General features: G+C 64.7%; 15 protein-coding genes and 1 pseudogene. 6 read left to right on the forward strand and 10 right to left on the reverse strand.

Going from position 1 to position 16,750, the window contains the following annotated elements:
- Positions 1–6 precede the first annotated feature (6 nt).
- From GNH96_RS03500 to GNH96_RS03515, 4 genes are read right to left on the reverse strand one after another with little or no spacing between them, the layout of a single operon-like run.
- Positions 7–600 (reverse strand): amino acid kinase family protein, encoded by a 594-nt coding sequence (locus GNH96_RS03500; RefSeq protein ID WP_169602326.1) that lies wholly within the window; start codon positions 598–600, stop codon positions 7–9.
- Positions 587–1,990, reverse strand: coding sequence for an aminodeoxychorismate synthase component I (gene pabB / locus GNH96_RS03505; protein WP_169602328.1), 1,404 nt, complete (start codon positions 1,988–1,990; stop codon positions 587–589). The genes GNH96_RS03500 and pabB overlap by 14 nt, the downstream gene beginning before the upstream one ends.
- Complete coding sequence (locus tag GNH96_RS03510; RefSeq protein ID WP_169602330.1) at positions 1,987–3,048, reverse strand: hydantoinase/oxoprolinase family protein; 1,062 nt, start codon at positions 3,046–3,048, stop codon at positions 1,987–1,989. The genes pabB and GNH96_RS03510 overlap by 4 nt, the downstream gene beginning before the upstream one ends.
- Positions 3,038–4,030, reverse strand: coding sequence for an ATP-grasp domain-containing protein (locus GNH96_RS03515; RefSeq protein WP_169602331.1), 993 nt, complete (start codon positions 4,028–4,030; stop codon positions 3,038–3,040). The genes GNH96_RS03510 and GNH96_RS03515 overlap by 11 nt, the downstream gene beginning before the upstream one ends.
- A 41-nt stretch (positions 4,031–4,071) precedes the next feature.
- Between GNH96_RS03515 and GNH96_RS03520 the strand changes: the two genes are divergently transcribed.
- The gene (locus GNH96_RS03520; RefSeq protein WP_169602333.1) at positions 4,072–4,755 is read left to right on the forward strand and encodes a HisA/HisF-related TIM barrel protein; all 684 of its coding nucleotides are present in this window, start codon (positions 4,072–4,074) and stop codon (positions 4,753–4,755) included.
- An 82-nt stretch (positions 4,756–4,837) separates the two neighbouring features.
- On the opposite strand, the gene fae is transcribed toward GNH96_RS03520, so the two are convergent.
- From fae to GNH96_RS03550, 6 genes and pseudogenes are all read right to left on the reverse strand, one after another.
- Complete coding sequence (gene fae, locus GNH96_RS03525) at positions 4,838–5,350, reverse strand: formaldehyde-activating enzyme (protein ID WP_169604574.1); 513 nt, start codon at positions 5,348–5,350, stop codon at positions 4,838–4,840.
- A 127-nt stretch (positions 5,351–5,477) separates the two neighbouring features.
- Positions 5,478–6,341: a triphosphoribosyl-dephospho-CoA synthase gene (locus GNH96_RS03530; RefSeq protein ID WP_169602335.1), complete on the reverse strand. Its 864-nt coding sequence runs from the start codon at positions 6,339–6,341 to the stop codon at positions 5,478–5,480.
- Positions 6,338–7,306: an ATP-grasp domain-containing protein gene (locus GNH96_RS03535; RefSeq protein WP_228719998.1), complete on the reverse strand. Its 969-nt coding sequence runs from the start codon at positions 7,304–7,306 to the stop codon at positions 6,338–6,340. Before GNH96_RS03535 ends, GNH96_RS03530 begins: the two co-directional genes overlap by 4 nt.
- Entirely contained in the window at positions 7,257–8,252 is a 996-nt protein-coding gene (gene mch / locus GNH96_RS16215; RefSeq protein ID WP_169604575.1) for a methenyltetrahydromethanopterin cyclohydrolase, read from the reverse strand. The genes GNH96_RS03535 and mch overlap by 50 nt, the downstream gene beginning before the upstream one ends.
- 408 nt (positions 8,253–8,660) lie before the next feature.
- Positions 8,661–9,443, reverse strand: a pseudogene (locus tag GNH96_RS16220) (ATP-grasp domain-containing protein); the annotation flags it as partial.
- A gap of 7 nt (positions 9,444–9,450) precedes the next feature.
- The gene (locus tag GNH96_RS03550) at positions 9,451–10,443 is read right to left on the reverse strand and encodes a beta-ribofuranosylaminobenzene 5'-phosphate synthase family protein (protein ID WP_169602337.1); all 993 of its coding nucleotides are present in this window, start codon (positions 10,441–10,443) and stop codon (positions 9,451–9,453) included.
- A gap of 277 nt (positions 10,444–10,720) precedes the next feature.
- Between GNH96_RS03550 and GNH96_RS03555 the strand changes: the two genes are divergently transcribed.
- From GNH96_RS03555 to amoC, 5 genes are all read left to right on the forward strand, one after another.
- Entirely contained in the window at positions 10,721–11,992 is a 1,272-nt protein-coding gene (locus tag GNH96_RS03555) for a formylmethanofuran dehydrogenase subunit B (RefSeq protein WP_169602340.1), read from the forward strand.
- 28 nt (positions 11,993–12,020) lie between these two features.
- Entirely contained in the window at positions 12,021–13,688 is a 1,668-nt protein-coding gene (locus GNH96_RS03560) for a formylmethanofuran dehydrogenase subunit A (protein ID WP_169602342.1), read from the forward strand.
- Positions 13,685–14,581 (forward strand): formylmethanofuran--tetrahydromethanopterin N-formyltransferase, encoded by an 897-nt coding sequence (gene fhcD / locus GNH96_RS03565; RefSeq protein ID WP_169602344.1) that lies wholly within the window; start codon positions 13,685–13,687, stop codon positions 14,579–14,581. Before GNH96_RS03560 ends, fhcD begins: the two co-directional genes overlap by 4 nt.
- A gap of 33 nt (positions 14,582–14,614) precedes the next feature.
- The gene (locus GNH96_RS03570; protein WP_169602345.1) at positions 14,615–15,427 is read left to right on the forward strand and encodes a formylmethanofuran dehydrogenase subunit C; all 813 of its coding nucleotides are present in this window, start codon (positions 14,615–14,617) and stop codon (positions 15,425–15,427) included.
- A 407-nt stretch (positions 15,428–15,834) separates the two neighbouring features.
- A complete protein-coding gene (gene amoC, locus GNH96_RS03575; RefSeq protein WP_169602347.1) occupies positions 15,835–16,617 on the forward strand; it encodes a bacterial ammonia monooxygenase, subunit AmoC in 783 nt (260 codons plus the stop codon).
- Positions 16,618–16,750 lie beyond the last annotated feature (133 nt).

The following is a 16,750-nucleotide window of genomic DNA, read 5'->3' on the forward strand; positions in this document are numbered from 1 at the left end:
CGGGGGTTATGCGGTGACCCGCGTAAACACGGTTGCCGGGGCCGGCAGCGCGGCGGCGAATTCCTCATGGCGGTCACGGTGGCAGAGCCAGGCGCGCGTTTTCCTCGCTCTCAAAAAGACACCGAAGACTGGATCGATCAGGCCTGATGCCTGCAGCGCAGCGACGCCGGCTTTAGCGGGCGGCAGCGGCGCCGACTTGACCAGGACGAGGTCGTCGGCGGCGATTTCCCCGGCGAGCCACAAGGCCAGGCTGTCCGAGGTCACCTCCCATCCCGGGTTCACGTCGATGCCTTCGGGGCGGGGGAGCCAGACCACGGATTTCCCCTTCTCGAGCGTGTTCCGCACCGCAGCCGGATGCCAGGCGATTTCCAGGTCCGGCTCCAGGCCCTTCAGCATCAGGCCGTACTGAGCCATCGCCAGGATGGCCATGGCGTGGGCCGCCTCGTCGCCGAAAGCTTGGCGCTGCTGGGCCCGGCGCACCGTATCGGCGAACTCTCCGCCGCCGGGGACGATCGCCACCCCGGAATCCTTCAGAGTGCGCAGCCAGGGGATCAGTGCCGTGGAGCCGCCGAGGCTGCCGCCGAGCTTAACGACCCACATCGTCCCCGGTGCGGGCGATGCGGAAACGTTCGAGCAGGTTCAGCAGGGCGGCGGCCTTGTCGAAACACTCCTGGTATTCCGACGCACCGGAGGAGTCCGCCACGATGCCGCCGCCGGCCCAGAACCGGATCGTGCTGTCCGACTGCACCAGGGTGCGGATGGCGATGTTGGTGTCCATGTTGCCGTCGAAGCCGAGATAGCCGATGGCACCGCAATACACCCCGCGGCGGTTCGGTTCGAGTTCCTCGATGATTTCCATCGAGCGTATCTTGGGGGCGCCGGTGATGGAACCGCCGGGAAAGCTGTCGCGCAGCAGGCTGATGGCGTCGTGGCTGGGTGCCAGCATGCCGGTGACGGTGCTGACCAGATGGTGCACGGTGGCATAGCTCTCGACGTCGAACAGCTTGGGGACCCGCACTGAGCCGGGAAGACAGTGTTTGCCGATGTCATTGCGGAGCAGGTCCACGATCATCAGGTTCTCTGCCCGGTCTTTTTCGCTGCTCTGCAGGGCTTCGGCCAGGCGGCGATCCTCCATCGAATCGGCGGAGCGCGGCCGGGTGCCCTTGATGGGTTTGGTTTCCACCCTGCCGTCGAGTACGCGCAGGAAGCGCTCTGGAGACGAGCTGAGCACGCGAGCCTGGGGTCCATTGATGTAGGCGCTGAAGGGTGCCGGATTGGTCTGGCGCAGGGTCTGGTACAGCGTCCAGGCGTTGCCGCGGCAGGGTGCGGCGAAGCGTTGCGCCAGATTGACCTGATAGCAGTCGCCTTCGTGGATGTAATGCTGGATGCGTTCGAAGGCGGCCAGATATTCCCGCCGGCTGAGGTTGGCTCGCACCGGCGCCAGCACGTCGAAGCCGGTGCGCTGCCAGCCCAGCGTCTGTATCTGGCTGAACGAGCGTACCAGGTGGGGCCAGCGGGCCGCGGTGGCAGGCGAGCGGCCCTGGCTGACCAGCCAGGTGCGGCCCTGCAGATGGTCCACGATCACCGCCCAGTCGTAGATGCCCACGGCCATGTCCGCGATGTTTTCGGCGTCGGCGGCCTGCTCCGGCAGTTTTTCCAGGCGTCGGCCCAGGTCGTAGCCGAAATAGCCTAAGGCGCCGCCGGCGAATGGCAGCTCTCCGAAAGGATTGGTGGTGGCACCCAATTCCCGACGCAGGAGAGAGAAAGGATCCTCCGGCGAAAGGGCGGCCTCGCCCTGCCGGCGGATCTCGCTGATATGGCCGCGGGTAACCAGGGTGGTCATGGGATCGGCGGCGATGATGTCGTAGCGGCCGTGCCGGCAGTGCGGAAAGCCGCTGTCGAGGAACACCGCCCAGCGCCGGTCCGCCCAGGGCCCGAACAGGGCGGCGCTGTCCTGGAAATACGGTAGTTCAGCGATCCGGGGAGTCATGCGTGCGTCAGGAGCGGGAAGGACAGGCAGGCGACCGCCGCGGCCGGCAGACAGTCGGAAACCGACAGCGTCGTCGCGGTGGCCGGACGAGGAAGCAAGTCGCGTGCATCGAGATAGGGCCGGTTCGAGCGTGCGGCAATGACGCGGGCCAGGAAGCATCCTGCGCCGGCCCCGACCAGCGGGCTATCGGCCGGGAGCAGGTTTCGGGAGAACTGCCGCTCGACCGCGCGGCCGATGCGTGAAAGCTGGCGCTCCCTCAGGCAGAGGGCCAGTTGCCGCCATTGGTCGGGGCCGGCATCGTGCCGGTCTCGCCCCAGCAGTCGGGCCAGCCGCCGCTCGCTGCCTGCGATGCTTTTCTCGCCGCCGTCCGCCGCGGGCAACTGGTCGGTGTGCTCCACGAGTTCGCCCGTGAGACGATAGATGTCGGCGGTGGTCGCGAAATGTTCCGCCATCAGGTTGACCCATTCTCCTTCGAAGGGAAGCTTGTCGGCCAGCGTCATGGCAGAGGTCCGCACCACGCCGGTGTATATGAGTTCATCGTATCGCAATCTGTCATAATCGGTATAGCCTCGGCTGCGGACCTCACCGTTGACCAGAACGATCAGATCGGTGGTCGTGCTGCCGATGTCGACCAGCAGAGCCGGCCGCGGCAGGCGGCGGGCGACGAGCGACGCGCTCGCCAGCCAGTTGGCCGAAGCGACATCGAGCGCGTGCGCGGGTTCCATCCCGTCGGCGCGGAGGAAACCGGCGCGCCCTGCGAAAACCAGGATTCGACCTGCGCCGAAACGCCGCAGCATGGCCGAAATCAGAGCCTTGACGCCCGCCGCCCGGTCTTCGAAATAGTCGGCCAGTTCGCCGGTCATCGTGACGGCATGGCGGCAAGAGGGGGCGATGCCGAAATCGCTCACGGCTTCGGACAGGGCGCTCTCCAGCCTGTCCAGCCCCAGCCAGAGTGGGCAGGGGTACTGGCGGATGTCGAGGATGGCGCCGGTTTCGGAGAGGGCGACCGCTTTGAGGTGGGCGCCGCCGATATCCCAGCCGATCACCTCAACGTGCATCGGAGTGCTCCAGCTGCACGGTGACCGGCGTCCCCCGGTGAGTCCGGGGTGGCGGCAGCCGGGCGGTTCGATGGAGTCCGAGCACCATGGCGGCCGGATTTTCGCCGGTGGCTGCCTTCAGGCCGGCGTAGGATGTGGTCAGCCGCGGGTTGACCTCGAGGATGACCGGGCCATCGGCCGTCATGATCAGGTCCAATCCTGCGTAGCCCCAAAGGTCTGGCAGAGCGGCGGCGACGCCGCAGGCGAGCGTTTGCCAGCAACCGTCGGGATCGTCCAGGGCATTGACGGCGCAGCCGCGGAGGGCGAAGCCGTCTCCGGTGTTTTCCACGTGCTGGCGGTTGCAGCTCAGCAACCGGGCACGGCCTTGGGCGAACAGGGCGCTGAGACTCACGGCATCGCCTTGCAGCAAGGGCTGTACAACCCAGCGCCCCGAGCCCGGGGCGAAATCGCATCCGCGGCGGACGATCCGGGCGCCCTCGCAGCCGGCGCCGTCATCGGGTTTCACGACGACACAGTCCTCGGCATCGGGCTGAGGTGCGCCCAAAGGCCGGGTCGGTACCACCGGCAGGTGGTGGCGGTCGAGGGCGCGGGCCGTGGCGAGCTTGCTTGCGGCGATCGCGACGGCGTCTGCGGGACTATTGAGCAGCGGGGTCGCCGCCTGCTCTACGTCCCGGCACAGCCGTTCGAGCACTCCGCCGGTTTCAGGGGCGATGGGCCAGATGGCGTCGCACCGCCTGATGGCGTCCTGCCAGATACGGTCGAGGTCGTCCCCGGCGGCGATGGGAAGGGCCGTGACGCCGCGGGGGAGGGATGCGAAATCCCGGCGGTCGTCACGGAGGATGATCGGTCTGACGCCCGCCACTTCGAGCAGGTCCTCGAGCAGGGCGCGCAGCATGAGATCGCCTTCCATCGCAAGGCTGGGCGGCAGAGGCTCGTGGCGCAGTCCACCGCCGTTGACAAATTCGAAAACCAGTATGTCCATGCGCCTGATTTCAGGGAGGGGCGGCCAATGCCATTGAATCAATGAAAATCATCCCGGTACTCGATCTTATGCAGGGGATCGCCGTTCATGCCATCGGAGGGCGACGCGACAGTTACCGGCCGCTCGACAGCCCCCTGTGCCGGGATGCCGACCCCGTTGCGGTGGTTGAAGCGTATCTGGCTCTCCATCCGTTCGATACCTTTTACCTTGCCGATTTGGATGCCTTGATGGGCCGTGGCCGTCAGGATCGGCTCATCGGGGCGCTGCAGACGGCGTTTCCTGGCATCGTGTTCTGGCTGGACCAGGGGTTGCCAGCGGTTGGCGATGTTCCTCATGATGCCATCGTCCCGGTCGTCGGCAGCGAATCGCTCGACACGATGGAGCGGCTGCAGCGAATGGCAGCTCACGACTGGATACTGTCGCTGGACTTTTTCGATGGCGGGCTGCGCGGGTGTTCCGAAATTCTGGAGCGGCCGGAAGCCTGGCCGGCCAGGGTGATCGTCATGAGCCTGAACCGGGTGGGCAGTTTCGACGGTCCCGACCTGGACCAGCTTGACCGCGTCAGCCGACTGGCCCCGGACAGGGCGTTGATCGCGGCGGGGGGGGTGCGACACGGAGGCGATCTGGAGGCCCTCGAGCGCCGGGGTGTTCATGCCGTTCTGGTGGCGAGCGCCTTGCATTCCGGAGCGATCGAAGGGAGCCGGCTCAGCCCCGCTGCATCCTGAAAAAAGGAAAAGCGCCGAAACAGCGCTTTTCCCCTGACCGCTGCGAGACTGCCAAGAATCCGGCAGTCCAGGCAGATCGCAATTAGTTGTGAGCTGCGAACGGATGCGCTTCGCTGCCCTTGCGAGCGACGACGTCCGCAGCCTTCGGCTCGCCGGCGACGGCGCGCTTGATGGACAGCTTGGTTGCCTCGTAGTTGTAGTCCTGGATCTTCGCGTCGTCTTCGGCCAGCCAGTGAATGAAGACGCCCACGCAGATGAACAGATCGTCGGCTTCGTCTGCCGGGATGGTGCCGTCTTCCACGCAATCGGCAACGGCCATGGCGACGCCGCGCTGTGCAGGTCCGAACATCTGGGTGGCTTGCTTGCCGTTCTTGATGGTGACCTTGTTGAACATGACGGTATTCGGCTTGCACAGCAGGTTGGGTGCAACCACTGCCAGCAATGAGGTGAAGCCGTCTTTGTTGTTGGTCAGGGTGTTGGCGAATGCGGCTTCCGCAGCGCTGCCGCGGGGACCCATGATCAGGTCGATGTGAGCGATTTCGTTACCATCGCCGTACAGTGCTTCGCCGACCAACAACTTGTTTACTTTACCCATCTGAATTTCCTCTTGTGAAAAAAACGAAAAAAACTTTTTTAATAAGGACATGGTTATTTCCCCGGGAGAATTATCAGAGACCGATGATGTTTCAATATATCCGTCTCGGTCCCACGCGTCCGAAGGTTTAACCCCGGTATGCCCTGGCAATAATCGTCTCCAGGCGCACGGCAAGCAGACCGGCGACCGTCAAATCGGCAGTCGTGCCAGGGTTTATCCCGCGCGTCTTGAAATCGGCATCCACGTCCCGTAGAAGCCCCAAAACCGATTCAGGTCGCGCGGTATAGGACAGCGTTTTCTCGATGAGCACCATCTTCTCCGATACCCACGGGGAGTAGCGGGGCCCGAATTTGCGTTCGATGTGGCTGTCCGGTATGCGCGCAAGCATGCCGGAAAACGCAGCCACCGCCGCCCAGCCTTCATTGTCCCATCGGGACAGCGCAGTATGATAACGTGGAATCATGAAATCAAAAACATCCGTATAGTCGCAGGTGTATTGATAGGCGATGCGGTCCCGGTCGGCGGCTTCCCGCATCGCATCGCGCAGCGTGATGCACGGCGGGCTGCGGACGTCATGTTCGGCGGCCGTGCCCAGACCGCCGGGTTGCGCCAGGCAGATGGCCCGGTAGGCCCATTCGGCGTCTTCGACGGTGCTGGCGTAAAGCGTCCGCCGCAGACTATCCCGCAATGTTTCATCCGGCCGTCGGGACTGGGCTGCTGCGATCAGCGGTGCGCTCAGCAGTACGATGCCCAGGTTGGTATTGCACCCGACGGCATGCCAGGTGGCTTCGACCGCGCGATAAATGCGTTCGCCCCCCCCCAGTTCCGCCCGGCACAGCTCCGGCGCACTGGCTTCGGCGCTTTTGCGGAACTGCGCCACCGTCATGCCGTGGCCTTCGGAGTGTACGCTGACATTACCGGGTTTGAAGGCCAGCAGCTCGGTCTCGCAGGCCCAGCGGTAGGCGGCTTCGAGCGCCGCGGCGGGAATCATGTCGCAGCGCGTCGAGCGGATTCGGTGCCTGCGCAGTGCCCGAGAAAATCGTCGACGAGCAGGTCGGCGATGATCACGTCGCTCACGCTTTGCAGGCCCTTCCATGCCGGCACGCTGTTGACTTCCAATACCGTGTAGCGCCCGTGCTGGTCGCGGATGACGTCGACGCCGGCATAGGCCATGTCCAGCGTCTTGGCGGCATCCTCGGCCAGGCGGCACAGCAGGATGTCGTCGAGCCGGGCAGGCTCGCAGCGAGCGCCTTGCGCCACGTTGTTCAGCCAAGTCACCCCGCAGCGGCGCATCGCCGCCACGGTGCGCCCGCGTATGACGAAAACACGCCAGTCATGCGGGGCGTTTTCGTCGCTGCACACGTAACGCTGGAGATAGTAGATGCCGTTGGTCGGGGCCAGGTTTGCCATGTCCTCCAGGCTGTCATGGCGCTGCAAGCCGGTGCCCTGGGAGCCGAACAGCGGTTTGGAGACGACGCGGTGCCCGGCGGCCAGTTCGCGGCGGGTGATCTCCCGTGCAGTTTCGGCATCGCCCAGCACCCAGGTCGGCGGCGTGGGAATCCCGGCCCGCTGCAACAGGAAGCTGGTCATGCCTTTGTCCACGGTGCGTTCGATGGCGCGGGCATCGTTGTAGACCGGGATGCCGAGCATCTTGAGTCCGTGCAGGATGTCGAGGTAGAAGGTCACCTGCTCCAGCGAGCCGCCGGGAATGCCGCGCACGAACACCCCGTCCGGCAAGCGTTCGGAAAAGCCCGGCAGGCGGACTGGCATCGCCGGGTCTTCCAGCTCCAGGTGGCATGCGGTGAGCGACACATAGGCGCAGTCGAAACCGCGCGCGGCGAACGCCTGTTTCAGCCGTGCCCCGTGCCAGCCAGGATCGTCCGTGACGATGGCGATGCGTCCCGACTCACCCACCGAACGAACGCTCCAGAAGCTCCACGTCCACTTCGCCGGCATGGAAGCTGCGGCCCGAGTCGACCGTGGTGACGATGACGCTGGCCGGGCTGAACAGCATGGCATCGACCTTGAAGAAATCGTACTTGTATTCCTTGAATACTTCCGCGAAAGGCTTGCCGTAATCGCGCGAGACCGAGCTCGGCAGCTCGTTGGCCAGGGTTTCGGCGGCTTCGTCGCTACCCTTGACGAAAAGATGGACGCGTCCGCCGAACAGGATGGCGTCGTTGGTCCGGCCCATGGCTTTGATGAAATTCGGGTGCGGCGGCGGGACCGGGGCGCAGCCGGTGCCGTCGATGATGTTTTCGAGCGGGAAGTGCAGGGCGTGCGCCTTGTGCAAAGCGACCTCCAGTACCCGCGCCACCACCTGCATGCCGCCGGCCAGGCTGCTGGTGGGGGTGAGGATGACGGTGAGATGGGAGGGGTCCAGCTTGCAGGCGCGGGCGATCTTGTCGGTCACTTCGACCGGAGGAATCTTGTCGACCTCCATGACGATCGCCGTTTCCGTGTGTTTGTCGCGATAATTCAGTTCCTTGTACAGCTCTTCGACGGGCTCCTCCTTGCCGTCCTTGGTCTTGGTGGCCATGGCGCGGGCCGGTCCTGACCCGAGGGCGTAGAAGCCTTCCTTGCCTTCGCCGTGCGACAGGCTCCAGCCGGCGTACTGGCTGCCGAGGCAGGCGATCACGGGATTGGATGTGTGGACGTTGACCATCAACGGCCATTTGGTGAAGGTGTCGGTGTGGGTGAGCGTGACGCGCCCGAGCCCGCCCATACAGATTTCGCCGATGAGGCGGCCGGCTTCCAGGCTGCCGGGCACCTTGATGCCGGCGTCGATGATGGTGCAGCCATTGGGCAGCCGGTCGATCTGGAGGCGCAGCTTGTCGGCATAGGTGATCAGGTATTTGACGATGGGCTGGCTGTGAGCGTTGACGCTGACGCGATTCTGCATGATGGTCCTCTTGAAAATAGGAATTACGGATGTTTCGCCGATCGGGTGCCGGGGGGGGCGGCAGGTGGCCACGAGATCGTGCCCGGCGGTCATCGTTCGCATGAGGGAAGTTTGCCGTGCGACGAGGCTTCGAAGCACGCCGCTGACGTCCGCTCCTTCGGCTGTGATCGTGCACAGCGGTGCGCCTTTCTCGATGCGGCATCCGGGGCCGGGGCGGTCCCGGCACCACGATGGCCATTCTAGTGTCACAGGAGGCTTTACGTCATCGGGGGCGTAGAGGATTCGGAAGGCGCGGACCGGGCTTGCGGGCACTTCGAATTCGGGCAGCCGGCCGCGGCAGGCGTCGATATGAAGCTGGGCGAGACCGGACGGGAAATCGTCGTCGTAAAGCGCCATGGTGGCGCTTGGGCGCGGATTGAGTTCGAGCACCCGGATCCCGCCGTCCTCGTCGGTCATGAAGTCCAGGCTGTTCAGGCCACGCAGCCGCAAGGCGGGGACGAGCCCGGTCACGATGCCATGCACCGCTCCCCGTTGCGCGGCGCTCAGCGAGGTTCGGTTGATCGCTCCGGCGAACCGGAACGGCCGGTGCGGATCGGTCGCCGAGGTCCACAGGCTATTGAAGCCGATGATTCGCGATTTTGCGCCATCGGCCAGGAACAGGGCCGACATGGGGCGGGCGTGCAGGCGACGCTGAAAATATTGGTCCGGTGTCGACATTCCCGCGGCATCGGCGAGGCGCACGCCGCCGCCGCCCTCGCTGCGGCCGTGCTTGACCAGCCAGCCGCGGATGTCGCGGGGCGGGTCGAAGTGCGTCTCCGGGAAAGGTATACCCAAGCCGGACAGCAGTGCGAAAAACCGCTGCGGCGTTTTTGCGAGCCGAACGATTTCCGGGGCATTCCCCAGGAGGAGACGCCGCTCGGCAAGGTATTCGATCACATCGGGCAGCGAATCCAAGCCGCCGCCGTAAAGCGCGATATCGGTAGGGTAGGCCCGGTCAATGGCCGATCGCAGGGCGGCGGCGTCGAAGCCGCCGTTTCCCCGCGGCACGACCTGGCACTCGGTGCAGTACTCCCGTGTGTCCATATCCCCGAATCCGTCGAGCGCGAACGGCAACCAACCTCCCCGCCTCAGCGAACGGCTGAGACTCGAGGCGGATGCCGCGACCACCAGGGCGGAGCCGATTTCCCGCATCGGTAGGCTAGGCGTGGGCGGGGTGCGGGTCGGCAGCCGGTATGGCAAGCGTTACGTCGGCACCCCGGTTGCGCGGCCGGGCGACCAGGAAGTCGAGATGGGCTGCAATGTCCAAAGTGCGCGCCGCCGCTGCCAGCCGCTGCGCTTCTGGTTCGGAAGCGGCGAGACAGAAGCCCGTCGGTCCCCACGAGCTCTGGCCCATGCCCACCGCCCCTTGCGCCGCGAGCCACGCGAGGGCCGCGGCGACGTCGGGGCTGGTGAAGCGGCCGCCTTGCGCGGGCGCGAAATAATCACCCACGGATCGTTGGATTTCGGCGATGCCGGCACCGAAGGTCTCGAGCCGGTTTTCCGCGAGGGCGGGCAGTGTCTGCATCAGGATCAGGTGGCTCAAGCGGGCGGCCTCGTGCTCCGGGAACGGCGGCAAGGCCCGGAAGGCGTCGATTTCCTGCGAGCCGTGAAGGCCTTGCCCTCGCGAGTCGAACACCAGGATGAAGCGCCAGTCTTCCGGTATCGGCAGGCGCGCGATCACCGGCGGGCTGACGGTTTGCGGGCCGCGCCCGCCGTCGACGATCAGTCCGCCCTGTTCGAACGACGCCAGGCCGATCCCCGACCTCGCGCCCCTTTCGATGAGCGGCGCGATATCCCTGGGGGTGAGCGGTAATCCATAGGCATGGATGAGGGCGGTACCCAAGGCCAGAGCCATCTGCGTGCCGGATCCGAGGCCGACGTGCTCCGGAATCGCCGATTCGATTTCGACCCTGGCCGAGCCCGGCAGGCTCAAGGCGGCTTCGAGTTTTTCCAAGATGGCCAGAGCCCTTTCCGCCGATGGGCCGCTGGCATGCGGCATTCGGCTCGGGCAAAGGCTCAGGCGTGTCGATATCTCTTCGATCGCTACTCCGATGCTGCCGAATCTGCGCCCGAATGTGCCGGAGATGTCGATAAACCCGAGATGCAGGCGGGCGGAGGCGTGGACACAGACGCGGGTGGACGGTTTCGGCATGGTGCTCGGAGGGTGATGCAGGGGCGATATCGGCGCCGCTCCGAAGAGCGGGGCCCGTTCGGTGATGCGGCGCGGTAATAAGGTCTCTAGCCTAGAGGAAGGGGATCGTTTTGTCGATCGTTCGCCCCTGTTCGGCATGGCTGGCCGCAAGTTGAAAAACGGGTCTGGATTCCCTATTCTTGCCAGCCACGCGGATGGCTGCCTGTCCCCCGTCCCTGATGACGCAGGACGTGGAACCACTTCGGACTCTCAAATCAGAGCATATTAAGGAAAGGGCATGACCGACAACACCTCGGCCAAGGTCTGGGACAACGTTCCCAGTCCGTTCTGCGGTATCGCCTCCGACGACCTGAAAATCGAGGTTTCCGGTTCGAGCGTGCGGGTGCTGGCAAATGGCGACGCCGTCACGATTCCCGGTTTCGAGCAGCCCGTGACCGATACCGCTCCCCGTATCGCCGGCAAGCCGGTTTCCCTGGCTGAAGCGGTGCAGCGGGCGGCGGCGATTCTGAAGGATGCCAGGCTGCCGGTGTTCAGCGGCTTCGGAACCGATGTCAATGATACCCGCGCGGCGCTTGCACTTATCGACAAGGTCCACGGTGTGTTCGATCAGGCCCGCGCCGGCGGCGGCGTCCGCAACCTGCTGGTGCTGGCCGATTCGGGCTGGATTGCGACGACGCTGGCCGAGGTGAAGAACCGGGTCGAAGTCCTCCTGGTTTTCGGCAGCGATGTCGAAGCCGCCTTTCCGCGTTTTTTCGAACGCTTCGTCTGGAACAAGGAAACCCTGTTCGGGCAGAATCCGGGTCAACGCGAAGTCATCTATCTCGGCCGGGCACCCAGCGGCGATGCGGCGATGTCGCCCGATGGGCGGCGCCCGCAGGTCATCGAATGCGCTCCCGAGCATCTGCCCGAACTCGCCGCGGTGTTGTCGGCGCTGGTGCGCGGCGCCTCGCTCCAGGCCGAGACCGCGGGCGGTGTGCCGGTCGCGGTGCTGGAGGGCGTCGTGGACCGGCTGAAGCGGTCGAGCTACAGCGTGGTGACTTGGGTGGCGGGGCAGCTGGACTTTCCGCACGCCGATCTCACGGTGCAGCAGGTTTGCCAGGCGGTGACGGCGCTCAACAAGGAAACCCGTGCCGCCGTCCTGCCTCTGGGCGGACAGGACGGCGACCGGACCGCCAGCCAAGTCTGCGCCTGGCTGACCGGCTACCCTACCCGGGTGAGTTTCGCCCGCGGCTTCCCCGAATACGACCCCTACCTCAATGACACCGCGCGCTTGCTGAGCGAGGGCGAAGCCGATGCGCTGGTCTGGGTGTCCAGCCTCTCGGTGGCTCCCCCGCCGGCCGCCGAGTTGCCGACGGTGGTGATCGGCCGTTCCGGCATGCAGTTCGACAAGGAGCCGGCGGTGTACATTCCCGTCGGCGTCCCCGGCATCGACCATGCCGGCCACATGTACCGCTGCGACAACGTCGTGGCCATGCCGCTCTATCCGCTGCGCGATTGCGGGTTGACGAGTGCTGCCGCCGTGCTGGCGGCGATCGAGCAGTCGCTCTAGCGCCTGCTTCCTTGGGAGATTCGAAATCATGCTGATCAAGCTTACGGGCGGCACCGTTTACGATCCGGCGAACGGCATCGACGGCCAGGTGCGCAACCTTTTCATCCGCGACGGCAGGATCGTCTATTCGCTGAACGGTGCAACGCCGGATCAGGAGTACGACCTGCGCGGCAAGGTGGTGATGGCCGGGGCCATCGACATGCACACCCACATCGGCGGCGGCAAGGTGACCATCGCCCGCAACCTGCTACCGGAAGATCATCGTGCCGACCCCGAGCCGCGCCGGGGCCTGATGCGGGCGGGCTGCGGCCACGCCGCACCCTCGACCCTGACCACGGGTTACCGTTACGCCGAGATGGGTTACACCGCCGGTTTCGAGCCCGCCGTGCTGCCGATCAACGCGCGCCAGGCGCACATGGAAATGGCGGACGTCCCGTTGTTGGATGTCGGCGGCTACGTCATGCTGGGGAGCGACGATTTTTTCCTGCGGCTCTTGTCCTCCGGCAGCGACCAGCAGCTCATCAACGACTACGTCGCCTGGACGATCCGTTCCGCCAAGGCGATCGGTATCAAGGTGGTCAATCCCGGCGGCATCAGCGCCTTCAAGTTCAACCAGCGCATGCTGGATCTGGACGAGAAACATGCGTACTACGGCGTCACGCCCCGGCAGATTCTGAAGTCGCTGGCGCGCGCCGTGCACGAGCTGGGCGTGCCGCATCCGTTGCACGTCCATGGCTGCAACCTCGGGGTGCCGGGTAATGTCGAGACCACGCTGAACACCATCAGCGGCATCGAAGGCCTGCCCATGCACCTGACCCATATCCAGTTCCACAGCTATGGCGTCGAGGGCGACCGCAAGTTCTCCTCCGGCGCGGCGCGCATCGCCGAGGCCATCAACGCCAACAAGAACATCACGATAGACGTCGGGCAGATTCTGTTCGGCCAGACCGTGACGGCTTCGGGCGATTCGATGCGCCAGCATGCCAATGCCGGCCATGCCCACCCCGACAAATGGGTCTGCATGGACATCGAATGCGACGCCGGCTGCGGCGTGGTGCCGTTCAAGTACCGCGACAAGAACTTCGTCAACGCGCTGCAGTGGTGTATCGGCCTGGAAACCTTCCTGCTGATCGAAGATCCCTGGCGCGTGTTCCTGACCACGGATCATCCCAACGGCGCGCCGTTCACCACCTATCCGCACCTGATCCGGCTGCTGATGGACAAGAGTTTCCGCAACGACATGCTGTCCACGATCAATCCGGAGGCGGCGGCGCTGAGCACCCTGGGGACGCTCGACCGCGAGTACACCTTATATGAGATCGCCATCCTGACCCGGGCCGGTGCGGCCAGGCTGCTGGGGCTGACCGACCGCGGCCATCTCGGGGCGGGCGCGGCGGCGGATATCACCGTCTACACCGACCAGGCCGACAAGGAAAAGATGTTCACCCGGCCGGATTACGTCTTCAAGGACGGCGAACTGGTCGTGCGCAACGGCGAGGTCGTCAAGGTCGTGTGGGGCAATCTGCATACCGTCCAGCCGGAATTCGACAGCGGCATCGAGGCGCGGCTGCGCGATTACTTCGACCGCTACCACACCATGAAGCTGGACAATTTCGTCATCAACGATTGGGAAATCGAGGGCGATGGCCGCAGCAAGATCCTCGTTCATCCCTGCCATCAGGGGGCGCGGTCATGATCATCAATGGCGTACACATCGACGAGACGTTCGCCGAGGCCTTTCCGATGCGCGCCACGCGCGTGATCGTCACGGCCCAGAATCTCAAATGGGCTTATCACGCGGCTCAGGCCATGACGGGTTTCGCGACTTCGGTCATCGCCTGCGGTTGCGAAGCCGGCATCGAGCGGGAGCTCGGTCCTTCCGAAACGCCCGATGGCCGGCCGGGCGTATCGGCACTGCTGTTCGCCATGGGCGGCAAGGGGCTGGCGAAGCAACTGGAGACCCGGGCCGGGCAGTGCGTGCTGACCTCGCCGACGTCGGCATTGTTCGCGGGGATCGACGAAGGCGAGCAAATCCCGCTGGGGAAGAATCTGCGTTATTTCGGTGACGGCTTCCAGATTTCCAAGCGGATCGGCGGCAAGCGCTATTGGCGCGTGCCGGTCATGGACGGCGAATTCCTTTGTCAGGAAACCACCGGCATGATCAAGGCGGTCGGCGGCGGCAATTTCCTCATCCTGGCCGAATCGCAGCCTCAAGCGCTGGCGGGATGCGAAGCGGCGATCGAGGCGATGCGCAAGATTCCCAACGTCATCATGCCATTCCCCGGCGGTGTCGTGCGCTCGGGTTCCAAGGTTGGCTCCAAGTACAAGGCCCTGCCGGCATCGACCAACGACGCCTTCTGCCCGACCTTGAAAGGGCAAGTGCGGACGGAGCTGTCGCCGGAAATCGAGTCGGTGATGGAGATCGTGATCGACGGACTGAGCGACGCCGACATCGCCAAGGCGATGCGCGCAGGCATCGAGGCGGCTTGCGGACTGGGTGCGGCCAACGGCATCCGGCGCATCAGCGCGGGCAACTACGGCGGCAAGCTCGGGCCATTCCTGTTCCATCTCCGCGAAATCATGGCCTGAATGCCGTCCGGCCGCGCCAATTAGGAATCGACTATGACTGCTTTGACCTTTACGCTGAAGTCGCCGCTGCAGCAACGGCTCGATGTTTCTCCTCTCGTTCCGGACGTCCTGCTGGGGAAGTCGGAAAAGGAGATCGCTTTGCTTCCGCTCCAATACGGCAATCGCCGGATCGCCGCCGCGGAGCTGTTCGATATCGAAGGGAGCGACGCCGAGTCGGTCTGCATTTCCGGCTCGCCGAAGCTCGATTTCGCCGGCAGGGCTATGACCCGAGGAGCACTGAAGATCGAAGGCGACGCGGGTGCCTATCTCGGCATGCAGATGAAGGGTGGGCGGCTGTGCGTGTCCGGCTCGGCCGGTCTGTACGCGGCGTGCGAGCTCAAAGGTGGTCTCGTCGAAATCGCCGGCGATACCGGAGACCTGCTCGGGGCCGCGCTTCCCGGTAACAAGAAAGGTATGTCGGAAGGCATCGTGATCGTCCGGGGCAGTGCCGGCGACCGTGTCGGCGATCACATGCGCCGCGGTTCGATCCTGATCGAGGGCCGTGCCGGCGCTTATCTTGGGGCGCGGATGACGGCGGGCACGATCGCCGTTCGGGGCGACATCGGTCCCTGTGCCGGTTATGCCATGAAGCGCGGGACCCTCTTGCTGTACGGCTCCTCTTCGGCCATCGGCGCCACGTTCAACGACTGTGGCCTGCATACCTTGGGTTTCCTGCCCTTGCTTCTCAAGGGCTATGAAGGTCTGAATACGTGTTTTTCCGATCCACAGGCGCGCTGCGCGCGGGTGCGGCGTCTTGCCGGCGATCTGTCGGTCCAGGGCAAGGGCGAAATCCTGCTGGTCGCTTGAGCATTTTGTCATCCGCTTTCGGCCGCGCCGTACTTGGCGCGTGGCCGTACCGCCGCGTTTCCCGCAAACTCGTTTCGCACCGTGTTCTGCTCGTCATCGAGGCGGCAGGGCGTTGCGCCATGCTCCCCCGGCTCGCCGTCAGCTCCTTACTTTTTCCACGTCTTGGGGCGTTTCGCAGGCGGATTGACGCATCGGGCAGGGGTAAGGCGACCTGCGTCAAAATGCCGCAGATTTTTCTTGACAGCACGGGGTTGGGTGATAGACTGCCACCCACCAAAAGGACCGACTGGCCTGAGGTGAGCGGTTCTTCGGTGCAGCAGGGATGCGTTAACCAAGCACGGAAGTGAGAGAAGATTCATCGGTGCCATGCGCCGATGTTTATGTCGATACAACATTTGGAGGTAACAATGGCAGCAACAACTTTGGGTGGTGCAGCCGCGGCCGAAGCGCCGATGCTGGACAAGAAGTGGCTCACGTTCGCACTGGCGATCTACACCGTGTTCTACATGTGGGTGCGCTGGTATGAAGGCGTCTACGGCTGGTCCGCCGGCCTGGACTCGTTCGCGCCGGAGTTCGAAACCTACTGGATGAACTTCCTGTACACCGAGATCGTCCTGGAAATCGTCACGGCTTCGATCCTGTGGGGCTACCTGTGGAAGACCCGCGACCGCAACCTGGCCGCGCTGAGCCCGCGGGAAGAACTGCGCCGCAACTTCACCCACCTGGTGTGGCTGGTGGCCTACGCCTGGGCCATCTACTGGGGCGCCTCCTACTTCACCGAGCAGGACGGCACCTGGCATCAGACGATCGTGCGCGACACCGACTTCACCCCGTCGCACATCATCGAGTTCTATCTGAGCTACCCGATCTACATCATCACCGGCTTCGCGGCGTTCATCTACGCCAAGACGCGTCTGCCGTACTTCGCGAAGGGCATTTCGCTGCCGTACCTGGTGCTGGTGGTGGGTCCGTTCATGATTCTGCCGAACGTGGGTCTGAACGAATGGGGTCACACCTTCTGGTTCATGGAAGAGCTGTTCGTGGCACCGCTGCACTATGGCTTCGTGATCTTCGGCTGGCTGGCGCTGGCCGTCATGGGCACGCTGAGCCAGACCTTCTACAGCTTCGCTCAGGGCGGACTGGGACAGTCCCTCTGTGAAGCCGTGGACGAAGGCTTGATCGCGAAATAAGGAACGGCAAGGCCGTCGGGGCCGGCTCGAGGTCCTGGTGACAGGGCTCGCGTCGGTGCCGGCGGCCGGAAGGGACTCGCGGCGAGGGTGTCCGGACTTTCCCGGGCACCGTCGAAAATAAGAAAACGACAAA

Source organism: Methylococcus geothermalis (assembly GCF_012769535.1).
Classification (GTDB): domain Bacteria; phylum Pseudomonadota; class Gammaproteobacteria; order Methylococcales; family Methylococcaceae; genus Methylococcus; species Methylococcus geothermalis.